Origin of the sequence: Streptococcus cristatus AS 1.3089 (genome assembly GCF_000385925.1) — a bacterium.
In the GTDB taxonomy this organism is placed as follows: domain Bacteria; phylum Bacillota; class Bacilli; order Lactobacillales; family Streptococcaceae; genus Streptococcus; species Streptococcus cristatus_B.
In genome coordinates, this window is the sequence record NC_021175.1 from 1,420,964 (window position 1) to 1,437,089 (window position 16,126).

Annotated in this window: 20 protein-coding genes, 1 tRNA gene and 1 pseudogene; 1 reads left to right on the plus strand and 21 read right to left on the minus strand. The window is 43.2% G+C overall.

All coding sequences use genetic code 11. The features are described from left to right. Positions 1 to 38: 38 nt before the first annotated feature. The 13 genes from secG to I872_RS07070 all read right to left on the minus strand — a co-directional run bounded on the left by secG (position 39) and on the right by I872_RS07070 (position 7,623). A complete protein-coding gene (secG, locus tag I872_RS07015) occupies positions 39 to 272 on the minus strand; it encodes a preprotein translocase subunit SecG (protein ID WP_015605442.1) in 234 nt (77 codons plus the stop codon). A gap of 40 nt (positions 273 to 312) precedes the next feature. Next, positions 313 to 462: a 50S ribosomal protein L33 gene (gene rpmG / locus I872_RS11005; RefSeq protein WP_005590723.1), complete on the minus strand. Its 150-nt coding sequence runs from the start codon at positions 460 to 462 to the stop codon at positions 313 to 315. Then, a complete protein-coding gene (locus I872_RS07020; protein ID WP_306416498.1) occupies positions 462 to 1,664 on the minus strand; it encodes a multidrug efflux MFS transporter in 1,203 nt (400 codons plus the stop codon). The genes rpmG and I872_RS07020 overlap by 1 nt, the downstream gene beginning before the upstream one ends. 4 nt (positions 1,665 to 1,668) lie before the next feature. Then, positions 1,669 to 2,262 (minus strand): dephospho-CoA kinase, encoded by a 594-nt coding sequence (gene coaE / locus I872_RS07025; protein WP_015605444.1) that lies wholly within the window; start codon positions 2,260 to 2,262, stop codon positions 1,669 to 1,671. A 5-nt stretch (positions 2,263 to 2,267) separates the two neighbouring features. Further along, positions 2,268 to 3,092 carry a DNA-formamidopyrimidine glycosylase gene (gene mutM / locus I872_RS07030; protein WP_015605445.1) on the minus strand — a complete coding sequence of 275 codons (825 nt, stop codon included), beginning with the start codon at positions 3,090 to 3,092 and terminating at the stop codon, positions 2,268 to 2,270. A gap of 7 nt (positions 3,093 to 3,099) precedes the next feature. Further along, complete coding sequence (locus tag I872_RS07035; protein ID WP_041826905.1) at positions 3,100 to 3,543, minus strand: GNAT family N-acetyltransferase; 444 nt, start codon at positions 3,541 to 3,543, stop codon at positions 3,100 to 3,102. Positions 3,544 to 3,551: 8 nt separating this feature from the next. Next, on the minus strand, positions 3,552 to 4,076 hold the full coding sequence (locus tag I872_RS07040; RefSeq protein ID WP_015605447.1) for a DinB family protein: 525 nt from the start codon (positions 4,074 to 4,076) through the stop codon (positions 3,552 to 3,554). Between the two features lie 52 nt (positions 4,077 to 4,128). Then, the gene (locus I872_RS07045) at positions 4,129 to 4,605 is read right to left on the minus strand and encodes an NUDIX hydrolase (RefSeq protein ID WP_015605448.1); all 477 of its coding nucleotides are present in this window, start codon (positions 4,603 to 4,605) and stop codon (positions 4,129 to 4,131) included. Positions 4,606 to 4,661: 56 nt separating this feature from the next. After that, positions 4,662 to 5,561 (minus strand): GTPase Era, encoded by a 900-nt coding sequence (gene era / locus I872_RS07050; protein WP_015605449.1) that lies wholly within the window; start codon positions 5,559 to 5,561, stop codon positions 4,662 to 4,664. A 15-nt stretch (positions 5,562 to 5,576) separates the two neighbouring features. After that, on the minus strand, positions 5,577 to 5,981 hold the full coding sequence (locus tag I872_RS12275) for a diacylglycerol kinase family protein (protein ID WP_015605450.1): 405 nt from the start codon (positions 5,979 to 5,981) through the stop codon (positions 5,577 to 5,579). Then, positions 5,962 to 6,459 carry an rRNA maturation RNase YbeY gene (gene ybeY / locus I872_RS07060; protein ID WP_015605451.1) on the minus strand — a complete coding sequence of 166 codons (498 nt, stop codon included), beginning with the start codon at positions 6,457 to 6,459 and terminating at the stop codon, positions 5,962 to 5,964. The genes I872_RS12275 and ybeY overlap by 20 nt, the downstream gene beginning before the upstream one ends. Before the next feature lie 472 nt (positions 6,460 to 6,931). Next, positions 6,932 to 7,004, minus strand: a tRNA-Thr gene (locus I872_RS07065). A 49-nt stretch (positions 7,005 to 7,053) separates the two neighbouring features. Further along, on the minus strand, positions 7,054 to 7,623 hold the full coding sequence (locus I872_RS07070) for a GNAT family N-acetyltransferase (RefSeq protein WP_015605452.1): 570 nt from the start codon (positions 7,621 to 7,623) through the stop codon (positions 7,054 to 7,056). A gap of 175 nt (positions 7,624 to 7,798) precedes the next feature. Here I872_RS07070 and ald point away from each other — a divergent pair, with 175 nt between their 5' ends. Further along, a complete protein-coding gene (ald, locus tag I872_RS07075; protein ID WP_015605453.1) occupies positions 7,799 to 8,911 on the plus strand; it encodes an alanine dehydrogenase in 1,113 nt (370 codons plus the stop codon). A gap of 189 nt (positions 8,912 to 9,100) precedes the next feature. On the opposite strand, the gene I872_RS07080 is transcribed toward ald, so the two are convergent. The 8 genes and pseudogenes from I872_RS07080 to prsA form a co-directional block, all read right to left on the minus strand. Continuing rightward, positions 9,101 to 9,661: a DUF3267 domain-containing protein gene (locus tag I872_RS07080; protein WP_015605454.1), complete on the minus strand. Its 561-nt coding sequence runs from the start codon at positions 9,659 to 9,661 to the stop codon at positions 9,101 to 9,103. Between the two features lie 29 nt (positions 9,662 to 9,690). Next, positions 9,691 to 10,431, minus strand: a complete 741-nt coding sequence (locus I872_RS07085; RefSeq protein ID WP_041826821.1) for a DUF3169 family protein — start codon at positions 10,429 to 10,431, stop codon at positions 9,691 to 9,693. Positions 10,432 to 10,446: 15 nt separating this feature from the next. After that, positions 10,447 to 10,800, minus strand: a complete 354-nt coding sequence (locus tag I872_RS07090) for a PspC domain-containing protein (protein WP_015605456.1) — start codon at positions 10,798 to 10,800, stop codon at positions 10,447 to 10,449. 167 nt (positions 10,801 to 10,967) lie between these two features. Then, positions 10,968 to 11,174 carry a helix-turn-helix transcriptional regulator gene (locus tag I872_RS07095; protein ID WP_005590740.1) on the minus strand — a complete coding sequence of 69 codons (207 nt, stop codon included), beginning with the start codon at positions 11,172 to 11,174 and terminating at the stop codon, positions 10,968 to 10,970. A gap of 11 nt (positions 11,175 to 11,185) precedes the next feature. Then, positions 11,186 to 11,607, minus strand: a pseudogene (locus I872_RS12495) (hypothetical protein). A gap of 69 nt (positions 11,608 to 11,676) precedes the next feature. Continuing rightward, entirely contained in the window at positions 11,677 to 14,295 is a 2,619-nt protein-coding gene (gene alaS / locus I872_RS07105) for an alanine--tRNA ligase (RefSeq protein WP_015605458.1), read from the minus strand. Positions 14,296 to 14,328: 33 nt separating this feature from the next. Then, positions 14,329 to 14,907 carry an LURP-one-related/scramblase family protein gene (locus tag I872_RS07110; protein WP_172456450.1) on the minus strand — a complete coding sequence of 193 codons (579 nt, stop codon included), beginning with the start codon at positions 14,905 to 14,907 and terminating at the stop codon, positions 14,329 to 14,331. Positions 14,908 to 15,045: 138 nt separating this feature from the next. Then, a complete protein-coding gene (gene prsA, locus I872_RS07115) occupies positions 15,046 to 16,122 on the minus strand; it encodes a peptidylprolyl isomerase PrsA (protein WP_015605460.1) in 1,077 nt (358 codons plus the stop codon). Positions 16,123 to 16,126 lie beyond the last annotated feature (4 nt).

Sequence of the window (16,126 nt, forward strand, 5' to 3'; positions counted from 1 at the left end):
AACTTTAAAAAAAGGCCAAGACATAGTCAGAGCCCATTTTATTTACTAGATAATACTGCCAAAATCAAGGCAATCAGCAACCAGACAAAGATTAAAAATCCGGTCAGACGCTGCATCACAGCTTCAAATCCACGTGCTTTAGACCGCTCAAAAAGGTCGTTGGCACTAGAATCAAACACGTTACTAGATTGGTTTTTGGTTGGTTGCATAAAAATAGCAATGACGATAAATCCTGATAAAATGATTAAAATATTTAATAATAGGCTATACATAAATAAAACTCCTTAAATCCTTTCTATTTTACCATAAAATCTACTTAGATTCAAGATGTAAGGTTACTTTTCTTTCCTTGGGACAGTACTTCAATACCTCAATCTTGTCAGGATGAGTTTTACTATTCTTACTGGTCAGGTAGTTCTGACTGCCACAACTGGAACATTTCAAATGAATTTTAACGCGCACTAGATTTCCTTCTTTTTCAATAAATTTCCAAAACAAAAAAGGTTGATGAGAAGACTGACTGCTACTAAACCTGCTGTAGCATAAAAGACTGAATGATAGCCTGCTGTCGCTGCAATAGCCGAACCCGACATGGGACCAATGACACCACCCAGATAAAAGAAAATCTGGTTGTAACTAAAGATTCGAGAAATCCCAAACTTAGGCGTGATTTTACTCAATAGAGCATTGACTCCTGGCACCAAGGCTCCCGTTCCTAAACCAAACAAGAATCGATAAAATCCGAGTTGGAGTGGGGAGCCTGCATGAGCACAGAGCAGGTAAATAATAATGGAATAAAACTGAGCTAAAACCAGCAGGCGGTGATTGCCCATGCGATCCCCCACGCGACCTAAAATACTCGAACTCAGCATACTGGACAGTCCCATACTCGAAACAATCAGGCCAGATACAAAAATCAGATTGTCCGTTTGACCTAACTCCCGAATGTAAAGGGAAAGAATTGGGCCAATAGACTGGGCTGCAAACTGGATAACAAAACTAGTCAGAAAAAGAGTAGGCAAGAGCTTGGGATATCTAATCTGACGAATGAGTTTCCCAAAGCCAATCTCCTCTTCCTTGGTGACTGGTCTAAAATCTTCTCGAATGAAAGCAGCCGTCATCAGGGTCGCAATTAGAAAGAAAAAGCCAATCAGTAGAAAGACATTGCGGATACCAAAAATTTCAGCAATCACTCCACCAATCAAGGGTCCCATGAGATTGCCCGCAACGACACCTGTTGCCAAAGTTCCCAGCGCATAGCCCGTCTTGTCCTTAGGAGCCTGACTAGCAATCAAGGCTGTGCTATTGGGCACATAGCCTGCAAAAACGCCGTTTAGAAAGCGTAAGACTAAAAGCCAGAAAATATTGGGCACAAAGGCAATGCCGCCCATAGTAAAGACCATAGCCGTAGCAGCCCGAATCATCATCGGCTTACGGCCATAGCGGTCAGCCAGACTGCCCCATACAGGAGATAGAAAGGCCGCAGAAACAGCTGAAAGGGCAATACCCAGACCAGCATAGTACTCCACTTCGTGACCACGCGCTCCTAGCCGCTCCACAAAAAGGGGCATAAAAGGAGTGACCAGAGAAATGCTGGCACCTGTCAGGAAGTTCCCAAACCAAGCGATTTTCAGATTATGTTTCCAATTTACTTGTACCGTGATAGAATCATCTTCTTTCTGTTTTTAAAAGTTGGTCAACTTGAGCCAAAGTGTTCTCTAAGTTCCCATTATTTTCAATAAGAACATCCGCCCTCTTGCGTTTTTCTCGGAGAGATAGCTGAGCTGCTATGCGTTTTTCGGCCTCTTCCTGACTGAGAGCATTTCGTGCCATAAGGCGACTGAGCTGAGTTTCCTCCGTTACATCCACCAGCCAGATTTGGTCAAACCAGTTATCATATTCTAACTCAAACAGCAAGGGAAGATCCATGAAAAAGATTGTTTCTGTCTCTGCCAACAAGTCTCGTCTGCGAGCCAGTTCCTCGCGGATAATTTCGTTCTGAAGCTGGCTGGACTGGGCCAAGAGGTCTGGATTCCCAAAAATCATGGCTCCCAGCTTGGGGCGGTCCAAGTGCCCATCTTCCTGTAAGATGGCTGAGCCAAAAGTAGATAAAAGAGCTTGATAAAGTCGGCCGCCTGGCTCCTGTAGCTCATGCACCACTTGATCCGCATCGATGACTTGGTAGCCCTGCTGCCGCAAAAACTCTGTCACTGTTGACTTACCCGAAGCAATGCCGCCGGTGATACCGATAATTCTTGCCATGGTAGCTACCTCGCTTTCTGGCAATGAGGACAAAGATGAGTACCGCGCCCACCCAGCTTTATTTTCTCAATCGGGCTACCGCATCTAGCACAGGGTTGACCAGTCTTTCCATAGACCTGCAGAAAATCCTGCATCGTGCCATCTTCGCCCAAAGCATTGCGGTAGGTTCGAATAGTCGAGCCCCTCTTTTCAATCCCCAGCTGCAAAACTTCAATAATCTGCTCGCGCAGCCGCTTGACTTCAGCAGGCTTTAGACTAGCTGCTGACCTTGCCGGATGAATCCGTGCCCGCCAAAGGGCCTCATCTACATAAATATTGCCCAGACCAACGACCAAGGTCTGCTCCAGCAAATAGGGTTTGATGGGCTTCTTGGAACGACTCAAAGCTGCAGCAAAAGGTGGCAAAAGAAAGTCCGCCTCTGTCGGCTCAGGACCCAGCTTTCTGGCAGCAAAATAAGCCTCCAGCTGGTCCTTTCTCAAGAGCTCCATGGTCCCAAACTTGCGGACATCCTCATAAACAAGCGTCCCACCATCCGTCATCTCGAAAAAGACATGGGCATGCTTTCGCTCAGGTACTGCATCAGGATAAAAAAGATACTTGCCTTCCATTCGCAGATGGGAAACCAGCACTCCACCCGTCAGATAAAAGAGCAAATACTTGCCCCGACGGCCAATCTTTTCAATGGTCTGACCTGGCAAGTCATGGACAAAAGCATCTACTCCCGTACTAACCATCTTGGCATAACGGACATCTACCTTTTCAATCTCTTTTCCTTTAACCAGCCGCTCTAAACCACGGCGTACCGTTTCTACTTCTGGTAATTCGGGCATAAAATCTTTATCCTTTCTTATCCAAATGTAACATATAATGAACAGTTCGACTTATTTCTTCAAATCCCGCACTCTTGTGAAAAGCTTGACTGACTGCATTGTCCATATCACAATCTGAAGCTAGCTGGTACACTCCTTTTTCTTTCGCCCACGACTGTGCAAACTCTAGAAGTTGATGAGCGATGCCATTTCTTTGAAAAGCAGGTGCTACCGCTATGCCTTCAATATATGCGATAGGAAGTTGCTCTGCTCCTTCCACATACTCCGAACGCATAGATAAGCTGATCCAAGCAACGGCTTCTCCCTCTAAGTAGTATAAAAATTCATTAGGAAATTTGCCTTCAGAAAATGCTGCTAGTAATTTCTTTTTCTCTGTCTTCCAAGCTAAATGAGCAAAGTAAGCCCAGTCAGCTAGATGAGATTTTTCGACCGCTCGAATTTCCCCTACCATTACCTTTTTCAATCTTCTCTTCTTAGCAGGCGGCGAGCATAGATTGCCTGACCTGAATGCATAGCAGCATCGTCAATGATCGATACTAAGCGATTCCCACGCTTAACAGCTGGAGTCCAATTCTCATCAATAACATCGTCCAGACTGTCTTCATTCACCTCTGATAAATAAGCAATTGTTGCCGCAACCGCATCAGACAGATAACCTTTAAGAAAATCAATATCTGTCACCACAACTTTATGCGCTTCTTGAGGAGTGTGATGCCAATCTTCCGTATCATCTGGTAAATCCAAAGCAAATTTTTTCTTCCAACCTTTAGAAAACCAGACTGGATTAGTCTTTGCTAAATCAGCAATCTGAAAATCCAGCTCCCGCGCCGTATGCCAAGTCAACCAAGTCACAGACTTAATGGACGGAACTGTATCCGCAACCGGAAAAGCATTCGCTTCTTCCACAGATAAATTAGTCAGCGCCGACAAAAAACGCTCCTCGGCTCGTTCCACATTTTCCACTAAAAGATTTACAAATTCCATTGCCCTGCCTCCTTAAAAAATTAAACTAATCACTGATTATGGCAATCTCAACTCAATGTCCCATAGCAAAGCTATCCGAGAAATACTCATCCAGCATCAGGCGGTGTTTATCCGATACATTTTCCAGCTCTGCTATTTCTTCTTTAGAAAAAAAGCCTAAACGCAGTGTTTCCTCATTGTGAAAATTGGAAATATCAACATTCTCCAGTGCCTGCAATTCATACAGAAAGACAACTGTCTGCACTTTGTCACCATTAGGATAAGTTTCAGCAAAATTAGTGTAGACATTCAGCAAGCGCTTGGCTTCAACAGCAATGCCTGTCTCTTCGTAAAATTCGCGCACGGCTGCTTGCAAAGAAGTCTCCTCGAGCTCCATAGCTCCACCAGGAATCGCCCATGTTTTCTTATCGCCTCGCAACTGCAGAAGCACACGACCCTCCTCGTCTGCCAGAATTCCACCAGCAAAATTCAGGATAACTCTATCATGCCCAACCTTGGAGCGAATATAGGAAATGTAGTCTTTATTCATTCTAGTTTCCTATCTACGATTCAATCAATAATCAAAAATGAAAAATTCTTGCTCTTTTAATATTCCTTCTCATTATAGCCAAAGTCCGCCAAGTCCAGCTTCTTATCCCGCCAGTTTTTCTTGACCTTGACCCAGGTTTCGAGGAAGACCTTGTCCCCCAGCATGAGCTCGATATCGCGACGAGCCATGGTCCCAATTTTCTTGAGCATAGCGCCACCTTTTCCGATGATGATGCCCTTTTGGCTATCACGCTCGACCATAATGGTAGCTCGGATATGAACCTTATCTGTCTCATCGTCACGCTTCATAGAGTCAACCACTACTGCGACTGAGTGAGGAATTTCTTCACGAGTCAAGTGGAGAACCTTTTCACGGATCATTTCTGAAACCAAGAAACGCTCTGGATGGTCGGTAATTTGGTCTTCTGGGAAATATTGGAAACCTTCCTCCAGGTTTTCACTAAGGATATCAATCAGACGGGAAACATTATTACCCTGCAAGGCTGAAATCGGCACGATTTCTTTGAAATCCATCTGGTTACGGAAGTCATCAATCTGAGCCAGAAGTTGATCCGGATGAACTTTGTCAATCTTATTGACCACCAAAATCACTGGCACCTTAGCCGCTTTCAGGCGTTCGATAATCATGTCATCGCCCTTGCCACGCGGCTCATCAGCCGGCACCATGAAGAGGACAGTATCCACCTCACGCAGCGTGCTATAAGCCGCTTCCACCATAAAATCACCTAGAGCCGTCTTGGGCTTGTGAATTCCCGGCGTGTCGATAAAGACAATCTGCTCCTTATCCGTCGTATAAATGCCCATAATCTTATTGCGTGTCGTCTGAGCCTTATCACTCATGATGGCAATTTTTTGCCCCATGACATGATTCAAAAAAGTTGATTTGCCGACATTTGGTCGACCTAAAATGGCTACAAAGCCTGATTTAAAAGTCATTCTTCTATTCCTTATCTAAAAAATAATATCCCACAGTTTTGGCAGAAAGATAATCAAACCTGTGATAACTGCGAAACCAGAAACCACCAAAACTGCACCAGCTGCCATATCCTTGGCATTCTTAGCCCGCATAGAAAAGTGATAATCACTAGCCAGATCCACAACATTTTCAACGGCTGAATTCATGATTTCAAAAGCGATCACCAAAAAGATACTTAGCAGCAAGAAAAGCCACTCCATCGCTGAAATCCGAAAAATCAAACCTGCAATGATGGCAGCTACGGCTGAAAGAACATGGCTCCGCATATTCTTTTCTTCCTTAAAAGCTGTGAAAATCCCCGTCAGAGCAAACTCCAAACTCGATATGACATCTCGATTTTTCCATTTGCGCTTGTTATTTCTATTGTCTTGTAAGTCCATAAGCTGTCAAAATTTCTTCCTGTAAGCCAAACATTTCTGCTTCTTCTTCCGGCGTATAATGATCATAGCCGTTGATATGCAGAAAACCATGCACCGCCAAAAAGCCCATCTCCCGTTCAAAGCTGTGGCCATATTCTTCCGCCTGCTCCCGCGCCTTGTCCACCGAAATGAAGAGCTCGCCGATATAAGCATCAAAATCCTCCAGCATCTCAGCCAGCTCAGGATTGTCCGCCAAATCTTCCTCGTCAAAGGCAATATCCAGCTCTGGCTTGTATTCCAGACTGATGACATCCGTCGGCCGATCCGTGTCTCGATATTCTAAGTTGAGCTCATGGCTGCGCTCATTGGTCACAAAGGTCACAGCCATTTCCTTATTTTCTTTGCCCGTTTTCTGAGCCGCAAACTCCAAGATTTCCTGAGTCTGCTTGATGATTTCTTGAGAAACCTGACCGGTTTCATCCACCATTTCGATATACATATTTTACCTGCCTTGCTAATATTACTTTTATTATACCATATTTAGGCGCCTATGAGGACGCAAGCATACATTTTGAACTAGGAGAAATCCTGATTTAAAACCAAAAAGAGAGTGGGACAGAAATCGGTAATTCGTTAGAATTCGATTTCGTTGTCCCACCTCCGCACAGTTGAGTAGGGCTGTAAAAGCTGATGAAATCAGCCTAGTAGAGCCCACTCAACCACTGCGTCTTGCTCGACAATCCAAAGGCAAGCAAGAGGCTAGGACTTTTGTCCCAGACTCTTCTATCAAGTGCTAATTGGTAGCATTTTGCACTCATTTTGTCCTGAATAAACAGAATAAGAACCTTGTTTTAACATACTTTTTTATTTTCGTTCGGACAAATATGGTTGAATTTTAAAATATTTTGGGGCAGATCTGGGGCAAACATAACAAAAACCCTTGTAAATAAAGGGTTTTCTCTGTGTATTTATGCTAATTGCCGGGATCGAACCGGCGACCTCATCCTTACCATGGATGCGCTCTGCCTACTGAGCTAAATCAGCATTACCTATCTACTATATCATGTAGATAGATACTTGTCAATATTCTTTCTCATTTTTTTGCAAAATATTGGTCCCTAGTCAGATAATAATGCACCCGTGTCACTATGCGTCCTTCCTCATGCTTGTCCATGGCTGCGTACGGTTCTTCGTGCGAAAAGATCATGCCTGACTTTTGCATGACACGACCAGATGCTGGATTATCCGCATCGTGCAGCGCTACAATTTTATTCATCCCGATTTCCTCAAAAGCCAGCTCAAGCACCGCCCGATTGGCCTCCGTCGTATAGCCCTGATTCCAGTATTTTTTATTGATAATATAACCGATAGCTGCCGTTTTCAAGTCCAAGCGAATCTTATGCAGGTCAATCGTTCCGATAAAGTCGCCAGTCTCCTTCAGCTCAATGCCCCAGCGCCCCAAAGGATTAGCCAAGTAAAACAAGGCAATATTATTGCGGGTTTCTTCTAGATTTTTGTTGGTCGCAAAGGTATAGCGAACATTTTCCTCATCCGAAGCATATTCAAACATGGCTGGTGCGTCATCCAAAGTCACTGGGCGCAAGATTAATCGTTCCGTCTCAATTCTGGAATGTTGGCTTAGTTTAACATAGATATTTTCCATCTCTTCCTCCTGATTTTTCTTATCAGAATAGCATAATTCCCTGCCTAAAACAATCCTTTTTTTCTTGCTTTTTGCGACAGTTTCCTTTAAAATGAAAACATCACAATAATTGACCTAGGTTCCTTTGTAGTCCTGTATTCGGAGATCCTAGCGTCAGAAAAAGGAGTAAAGCTATATGTTAATCGGAATTCCAAGAGAAATTAAAAATAATGAAAATCGCGTTGCCCTGACGCCAGCTGGTGTGCACAGCCTTGTAGGAAAAGGCCATCAGGTGCTGATCGAGACAAATGCTGGACTTGGATCTGGCTTTGCAGATGCAGACTATGAAAAGCAAGGTGCAAAAATCGTTGCCACTGCTGCTGAAGCTTGGGCAGCTGAGTTGGTTGTTAAGGTTAAAGAACCGCTGGAAACTGAATACCAGTTCTTGCGTGATGACCTTCTACTCTTCACTTACCTGCACATGGCCGCTGCTCCCGAATTAGCTCAAGCTATGGTAGCTGCTAAAACCGCTAGTGTAGCCTATGAAACCGTTCGTGACGGCCAAGGACATCTTCCACTCTTGATTCCAATGAGTGAGGTTGCAGGTCGTATGGCTGTTCAAATCGGAGCTCAGTTCCTAACCAAGCAGGCAGGTGGTTCTGGCGTTCTCCTTGGCGGTGTACCAGGCGTGCCAAAAGGTAAAGTCACCATCATCGGAGGCGGTGTTGTAGGAACTCATGCAGCTCGTATCGCTCTGGGACTAGGCGCTCAAGTTACGATTCTCGATATTAGCGCCAAACGTCTATCCGTATTGGAAGAAGTCTTTGGCAACCAGATCCAAACCCTCATGTCCAATCCATTTAACATTGAGGCAAGCGTCCGTGAAGCAGATGTCGTGATTGGAGCCGTGCTTATTCCTGGTGCTAAGGCTCCAAAACTGGTGACTGACGATATGGTGAAGCAAATGCGCCCTGGTTCTGTCATTGTTGACGTGGCCGTTGACCAAGGTGGCGTTATCGAGACCGCTGACCGCGTGACAACCCACGATGAGCCAGTTTATGAGAAACACGGTGTTCTCCACTATGCAGTAGCCAATATCCCTGGTGCCGTGGCTCGCACTTCTACCATCGCCCTGACCAATGTCACCCTTCCTTATATCGAAGCCTTGGCTGGCAAAGGCTTCAAACAAGCTATTGCAGACGACGCTGGATTGCGTGAAGGTGTCACAACTTATCATGGCCACATCACTAGCCAACCTGTTGCAGAAGGCTTAAATCTCGATTACACTTCTATTGACGAACTTGTCTAATCATTTTTCCTCTTATATACAAAACCCGAAGGAACTTCTAATCTTTCGGGTTTCATTTGTCTTAAATTTAAACTTAGTATCACACTGCCATCCATTTAGGCAAGATCAACATTGCTCCAAATCTTTAAATTATCAAGTATGTTACTCTTTAATACTCATTTTACAAGAAGTATCTAATGCCAGTGATTCCTAGTCCTGACTAGACTCTTCTTTCTGGTACAAATTCATCCCGACCTCCGTATCCTCGACCAGAATATCATCAGTCTGCCCCAACAACAGCAAAGCGATGTAAAAGTCACCAACACAGCCCGCTGCATGAAGACTAGCTAGAGGCATGTAGAGAGTTGAACTGAGCAAGCCCAGCATGGCCAATAAAGTCAGGAGTAGGCTAATCAAAACAAAGGGTGCCAAACCAATAACCAAGAAGTCCTTACGATGGTAGAAGGTACCTGGACTAGTCGCATAGGCCATCCCATTTTTAAAACCAAACTTGACCTTGGCTTTCCCTTTACCGAAAAACTTGAAGAAGAAACCGTGGATATACTCATGGATGATGACAAGTATAAAGGTAAAAACTAACAAATAGGCAAGATCTAGACCCGAAAAATCATAATGATCGGCTCGGAAGATTAGCTGGGTCAATTTCGCAAAAAGCATGGAGAAAGGAAAAATCAGCAAGAGCCCCGCTACATTTAGCCCGATTACATATTTCTTTTCTTCCATAAAGTTGATTTTTTTGATTAATTTCATGATGAACTCCTTTTTAGCTGACAAACAGCTTATTTGAAATATCTTTTAACTGCTTGATAAGACTCAGCATTGATATAGACAAAAATAATGGTTAATACAATCATGCCAGATACGACCTGCATTGGTGTCCCAACTCCAAGAATAAAGAGTAAGACATAAAGTCCTGGAATGAGGCGCTGATTGAGGTTGAAGAGGGTCAAAAAGCTTTGTTCATAATGAGCCTGCAACTCCCCTTCATCATAGGACAGCGCATAGTCCTTCATCTCCTCAATGGTTGGCATAGCAGATAATTTATATTGACGAACCTTCTGAGTGGTTTTCAACACAAGAATTTGACCTAAAATCAAAGCAAGAAACAGTGCAATATCATAAAATGGAATGTCAATCGTCATGTCTGACCCTAGTAGCGGACCTAGGTAGCTCACTCCTACAAAGAGGGTGAATAGAGTCAGAGCAGACGAAATATTATATAAAATCGTCGCATATTCTAGGGTTTTAAAAGTTTGACGATAGAGCTCATAGCTTTTATCATCATCTTCTTCTCTCTGGTAAGCCCCGTGAACTTTATGCGTCTGATAGAGCAAGAAAAAGGTTACGGGATAGAGAATAAATAAACTCGCTCGACCAATGTTCTTCAGCAGTTCAACATTTAAGACGGTCGGCCAAGAGAAATGCTCAAAATGAGCCATTATAAAACCAACTACTCCTCCTAATATAACAGCAAGAATTAAGATGCCGATATTTCTCAATATTCTTTTCTTTGTTGACATTGTTTTCTCCTATTCTTAAATAAGCGCAGTCAGCCAAGCCATGACTTGACTAATAAAGTCAGAGGCAACTTCCAGTATTTCACGGCCAAATAAAGGTAAAATAATCAGCACTGTCATCAGAAAAATAAAGTGATTTCTGACTTTTTTGCTCATTTTATTCCACAAATAATCCTTTTGGAACCATCCTGCCAGATAGGCATAGCCCAAGGCTACAAAAATCCCTAGCTCAGTTGATGCTAGCACTACAACTGCGAAGATCAGACGAATATAAGCTACTTTTATCCCAAAATAATCTGCCAAACCTGCGCAAACACCAGCAATTTTTGCTTGTTCTTCGTTAACTTTAAAGTTTTCCATAAATTCTTGCATTGTTTTTCTCCTTGTTTTACTTTCTCTCACTTACGGAAAGCACTAATATACTTACACAGCTTATCAGGATCAGCTCAAGTACTACTCTGATACAGAACTTGCTTACTAGTCTTCAAGACAAGATGGCTAGCATAAAATTTCTCCAGCAACTGATTACTCCTAACGGCCTACTCTTCCTCCACTAGGCGAAAGACATTTTCGACACTTTCGTTGAAAATCTGAGCAATTTTGAGAGCAATGACCACGGAGGGCGTGTATTCATCCCGCTCCAGCAAGCTAATCGTTTGCCGCGACACGCCGGCTTTCTTGGCTAAGTCAGTTTGATTCAGTCCGTCTCTAGCCCTTAGCTCTTTAAGGCGATTTTTCAGCTTCATGACAACACCTCTCAGTCTTCTTTCAGTTCAACAGACTTGATATCGTCAATGCGCATGAGCTTGATTCTTGTTTGACCCTTTTTATTAGTATTCCTCAGCTTAACCCAATCCTCATCAGCATCAACTACCTCCCAGCAATCTGTCCCAAAAACTTCACCGATGATGATCGGTTTTTTCCCAATCATTTCTTTAAAAAAACGTGACATTTCTCCACTCCTTTCTTTACTTCTCTCTAAACGTTTCAACTTCCTTTTTACATTTTTCAATTCACTGGATGACATCAGCCACAAACCAGAAAATATCGGAAGTAGACACCAAAACAGTATCTCCATTAGTCCCTCCTTTTATCTTTTCTTCTTAACTTAAATACATTGTAACAGATTCTTTTCTTTTTGACAAGTATATTTGTCAAAAAAATAAAGATTTTTGTCATAAAGACTTGGATCCTTTACAAAAAAGAAGTAAAAAAGACCAGGACTGAATCCTGATCTTAAAAAGTCTATTACAATTTACCTGCTACGGCATCCAACAAGTCTTGGATTTTCGCTTGGTTGCTTCCTCCTGCCATGGCCATGTCTGGTTTACCACCACCACGTCCATCGACGATTGGAGCCAATTCTTTGACAAGGTTTCCTGCATGAAGGTCTTTAGTCTTGCTAGCTACGAGGACATTGACTTTGTCACCAATAGTTGCCACTAGAACAAGCAAGTCAGAGTAGTCTTTTTGTTTCCAGTTATCTGCAAAGGTACGAAGGGCACCAGCATCTGATACAGAAACTTGACTTGCAATGTAACGGTGGCCGTTAACTTCCTTCACGTCCTTGAAGACATCGCCAGCAGCTGCGGCTGCGGCTTTTTCTTTCAATTCTGCATTTTCTTTTTGGAGTTGACGGAGTTGCTCTTGAAGGCCTTCAACTTTATGAGGTACTTCCTTGAGTTGAGGTGCTTTCAAGGTTGCTGCGACTGCTTTCAGAGCGTCTTCTTGCTCACGGTAGGCTTCAAAGGCTTCCTTACCAGTCACAGCCAAGATACGGCGAGTTCCTGATCCGATCCCTTCTTCTTTGACAATCTTGAAGAGACCAATCTCAGAAGTGTTGCCAACGTGGGTACCACCACAAAGCTCAACAGAGTAATCGCCAATCGTCACAACACGGACTTCCTTACCGTATTTCTCACCAAAAAGGGCCATAGCTCCCATTTCTTTAGCTGTCTCAATATCAGTCTCAACAGTTTCCACTGCGATTGCTTCCCAGATTTTCTCATTGACTTCTTGTTCAATTGCACGAAGTTCTTCTGCCGTCACAGCTTGGAAGTGCGTAAAGTCAAAGCGGAGGAATTCGACTTCATTAAGTGAACCTGCTTGAGTTGCGTGGCTTCCAAGGATATTGTGAAGGGCTGCATGGAGCAAGTGAGTCGCTGTGTGGTTTTTCATGACACGAAGACGACGATTGGTGTCGATGCTAAGTGTGTATTCTTGGTTCAAAGCAAGCGGAGCATGGACTTCAACTGTGTGCAATGGTTGGCCATTTGGTGCTTTTTGAACATCTGTCACCGTAGCCACAACATTTCCAGCAGCATCCAAGATTTGACCGTGGTCAGCAACCTGTCCACCCATCTCAGCGTAGAATGGAGTCTCCGCAAAGATAAGAGAGGCAGTTCCTTCAGAGACAGTTTCAACTTCTGCATTGTCCGCTACGATGGCCACCAATTTTGAAGGCAATTGTGATGCTTCATAGTTAAAGACGCTCTCAACAGTGATGTTTTGAAGGGTTTCATTTTGCATCCCCATTGAACCACCCTTGACAGCTGACGCACGCGCACGTTCTTGTTGCTCTTTCATGGCTGCTTCAAAACCTTCACGGTCTACAGTCATGCCAGCTTCTTCTGCGATTTCTTCTGTCAATTCAACTGGGAATCCATAAGTGTCGTAGAGTTTGAAAACGTCTTGTCCAGCGATCACTGATTGACCTTTTTCTTTCAAGTCTGCTACGATGCCTTGGGCAAAGTGTTGACCTGAGTGAAGGGTACGGGCAAATGATTCTTCCTCGCTCTTAACGATTTTCTCGATAAAGTCACGTTTTTCAAGCACTTCTGGGTAGTAGCTTTCCATGATTTTTCCAACAGTTGGAACGAGTTTGTAAAGGAAAGGCTCGTTGATGCCCAATTTTTGACCATGCATTGAAGCACGGCGAAGCAGACGACGAAGGACATAACCACGGCCTTCATTACCTGGAAGAGCACCATCACCGATGGCAAATGAAAGTGAACGGATGTGGTCAGCGATGACCTTGAAGCTCATGTTATCGCCATCTTGGTCGTAGACCTTACCTGACAATTTCTCAACTTCACGGATAATCGGCATGAAGAGGTCTGTTTCAAAGTTTGTCTTAGCACCTTGGATAACCGCCACCAAACGCTCCAAACCAGCGCCCGTATCGATGTTCTTGTGTGGCAATTCCTTGTATTCACTACGAGGAACAGCAGGATCTGCGTTAAATTGTGACAAAACGATGTTCCAGATTTCGATATAACGGTCGTTTTCGATATCTTCGGCAAGGAGACGAAGACCGATATTTTCTGGGTCAAATGCTTCTCCACGGTCAAAGAAGATCTCAGTATCAGGGCCAGAAGGTCCGGCACCGATTTCCCAGAAGTTATCTTCGATTGGGATCAAGTGACTTGGGTCCACTCCCACTTCAATCCAGCGGTTATAAGAATCTTTATCGTCTGGATAGTAGGTCATGTAGAGTTTTTCAGCTGGGAAGTCAAACCACTCTGGGCTTGTCAAGAGTTCATAAGCCCAAGTGATGGCTTCATCACGGAAGTAATCCCCGATAGAGAAGTTCCCCAACATTTCAAACATGGTATGGTGACGCGCAGTCTTCCCTACGTTTTCAATGTCGTTGGTACGAATCGCTTTTTGCGCATTGGTAATACGTGGATTTTCAGGGATAATGGTCCCGTCAAAATATTTCTTAAGAGTGGCTACCCCTGAGTTGATCCACAAAAGAGTCGGGTCGTTTACAGGAACCAAGCTGACTGATGGTTCTACAGAGTGGCCTTTGCTTGCCCAGAAATCCAGCCACATTTGGCGAATTTGAGCACTTGACATTTGTTTCATTTTATTTTTCTCCTTAAATCTTTTTAATGTTTTTTATGATGAACTTTCCAGCATTTCCACATAGTCAATGGCGACGCAGAGGGAAATAACCAAATCTGAGTAAGCCTCATCATAGACACTCACCTGATAAGTGGAGGTCAGATGGAAAAGCTCCTTGGTAATCTCTGCCACAACTTGATCGCGATCATCTAGTAATTTAAAATTCAAATCCCAGATATTGCCCTCGATACGAAGGCCTAAATCATCAAACTCATACTTATCACGAAAGAAAGTCAGTTTCTTGCGAATATAAAAGCTTGTCCCATCACTGAGCTTGATTTCAAACCGAGGCAAAAATGTTAGAAAGATTTTGCTGATCTGACTAACTGTCTGTCCTTGGGCATCATAGATGGTAAAGGTCTTAGGAATTTGGAAAAAAGATCCCTCCACCTGATAGTTCACTACTCCTCGATCGTCCTTGATATCAAAGCGTTCGCCTCCTAGGCGAAATTTTTGTTTGACAAGATAGGTCTTCATCGCTTTACCTCCAGAGTCAAGATAAAAGACAAGTTCCTTGTATGAAGGGCGAAAAACCGCGGTACCACCTTCATTCAATGAACTTGTCATTCTCATTAGCTATTTAGTTTGAAACATGAGTAGCATGATTTTTCCTCTCACATGGCTCGCAGCACCGCCAATTCTCTGAGCTGAGATTTAGAAAATCAATTCTCAATAGTTTTATTATACTGACTTCTTGGCTTTTCGTCAAGCTTATTCTGCTGCAGGAGCTGGTTTTTCTTCAGTATGAGCAGCTTCTGACTTGCTTTCTTCCGAGCTTGAAGCCTCAGATTTTGCTTCTTCCGAGCTAGAAGATTGTGATTTCTTTTCTTCTGAACTAGAAGACTGAGACTTGCTTTCTTCTTTAGACGATGAGCTAGAAGTATCTCCTTCTACATATTGGGCAAAGACATTTTGGAAAGCTGGATCCTTCACTTTCAGATTCGCTTCCTTCAATTCTTTAGAAATGACTGAACGAATAAAGCTCGCATCGTTTTGTTTCTGAGTCAGAATTCCCTCTTTTAGTTGCTTCTTGTAATCAGTCCATTTTTCAGATTTTTGAGATTTCTTCACCAATTTAACAATGTAGTAACTTGCTGAATAATTCTGTTTACCTCTTACAGTGATCACATCAGAGACACCATTTTCTTCTAGAGCAAATGTAGCTTTCTTAACTGCATCTGGAATCGTTGTTGAGGTTGAATCAAATTTCACCTCGCCACCCTTATCTTTGGTGTCCTTGTCGGTTGAGTTTTCCTTGGCCAACTGACCAAAGTCTGCTCCCTCAGCCTTAGCTTTTTCAAGCACTTCCTTAGCCTTTTCTTCACTGTCCACCTTGATAATTTGAGCCGTTACTTCTGGTGTATACGTTTCAAAGAAAGCCTTGTAGTTGTCATCTGTCAACTCTTTTTCAGCTGCTTTCTTAACAGCATATTCAACTAATTTATTTGCGCGGATCTGGTCTCTGTAGGCATCTTCTGTCATTCCGCTTTGAGCAAGAACATTTTGGAAGGCAGAACCATAAGCGGATTTCATTTTTTCAAAGGCTTCTTCAACCTCTTTATCCGTCACTTTTTTGCCATACTTTTCTTCAAAAACTTGCTTAATTGCCATTTGAAGCAAAACTTGCTGAGAGGATCCATTATTTTTTACTTGATCGTAAAATTCACTTACTGTGATTGTCTCACCTTTCATTGTCACAATATCTTTATCTTTTGCCGTTTGTGAACATGCTGCTAAAGCCACCACAGAAAAGAGAGTTACTGCTCCTGTAAGGATTTTTTTCTTCATTATT

What these genes read in the sequence shown, in the direction of transcription:
- secG (WP_015605442.1), bottom strand. Translation starts at nt 272, where the DNA reads ATGTATAGCCTATTATTAAATATTTTAATCATTTTATCAGGATTTATC.
- coaE (WP_015605444.1), bottom strand. Translation starts at nt 2,262, where the DNA reads ATGGCAAGAATTATCGGTATCACCGGCGGCATTGCTTCGGGTAAGTCA.
- mutM (WP_015605445.1), bottom strand. Translation starts at nt 3,092, where the DNA reads ATGCCCGAATTACCAGAAGTAGAAACGGTACGCCGTGGTTTAGAGCGG.
- I872_RS07035 (WP_041826905.1), bottom strand. Translation starts at nt 3,543, where the DNA reads ATGGTAGGGGAAATTCGAGCGGTCGAAAAATCTCATCTAGCTGACTGG.
- I872_RS07040 (WP_015605447.1), bottom strand. Translation starts at nt 4,076, where the DNA reads ATGGAATTTGTAAATCTTTTAGTGGAAAATGTGGAACGAGCCGAGGAG.
- I872_RS07045 (WP_015605448.1), bottom strand. Translation starts at nt 4,605, where the DNA reads ATGAATAAAGACTACATTTCCTATATTCGCTCCAAGGTTGGGCATGAT.
- era (WP_015605449.1), bottom strand. Translation starts at nt 5,561, where the DNA reads ATGACTTTTAAATCAGGCTTTGTAGCCATTTTAGGTCGACCAAATGTC.
- I872_RS12275 (WP_015605450.1), bottom strand. Translation starts at nt 5,981, where the DNA reads ATGGACTTACAAGACAATAGAAATAACAAGCGCAAATGGAAAAATCGA.
- ybeY (WP_015605451.1), bottom strand. Translation starts at nt 6,459, where the DNA reads ATGTATATCGAAATGGTGGATGAAACCGGTCAGGTTTCTCAAGAAATC.
- I872_RS07070 (WP_015605452.1), bottom strand. Translation starts at nt 7,623, where the DNA reads ATGGAAAATATCTATGTTAAACTAAGCCAACATTCCAGAATTGAGACG.
- ald (WP_015605453.1), top strand. Translation starts at nt 7,799, where the DNA reads ATGTTAATCGGAATTCCAAGAGAAATTAAAAATAATGAAAATCGCGTT.
- I872_RS07080 (WP_015605454.1), bottom strand. Translation starts at nt 9,661, where the DNA reads ATGAAATTAATCAAAAAAATCAACTTTATGGAAGAAAAGAAATATGTA.
- I872_RS07085 (WP_041826821.1), bottom strand. Translation starts at nt 10,431, where the DNA reads ATGTCAACAAAGAAAAGAATATTGAGAAATATCGGCATCTTAATTCTT.
- I872_RS07090 (WP_015605456.1), bottom strand. Translation starts at nt 10,800, where the DNA reads ATGCAAGAATTTATGGAAAACTTTAAAGTTAACGAAGAACAAGCAAAA.
- I872_RS07095 (WP_005590740.1), bottom strand. Translation starts at nt 11,174, where the DNA reads ATGAAGCTGAAAAATCGCCTTAAAGAGCTAAGGGCTAGAGACGGACTG.
- alaS (WP_015605458.1), bottom strand. Translation starts at nt 14,295, where the DNA reads ATGAAACAAATGTCAAGTGCTCAAATTCGCCAAATGTGGCTGGATTTC.
- I872_RS07110 (WP_172456450.1), bottom strand. Translation starts at nt 14,907, where the DNA reads ATGAGAATGACAAGTTCATTGAATGAAGGTGGTACCGCGGTTTTTCGC.
- prsA (WP_015605460.1), bottom strand. Translation starts at nt 16,122, where the DNA reads ATGAAGAAAAAAATCCTTACAGGAGCAGTAACTCTCTTTTCTGTGGTG.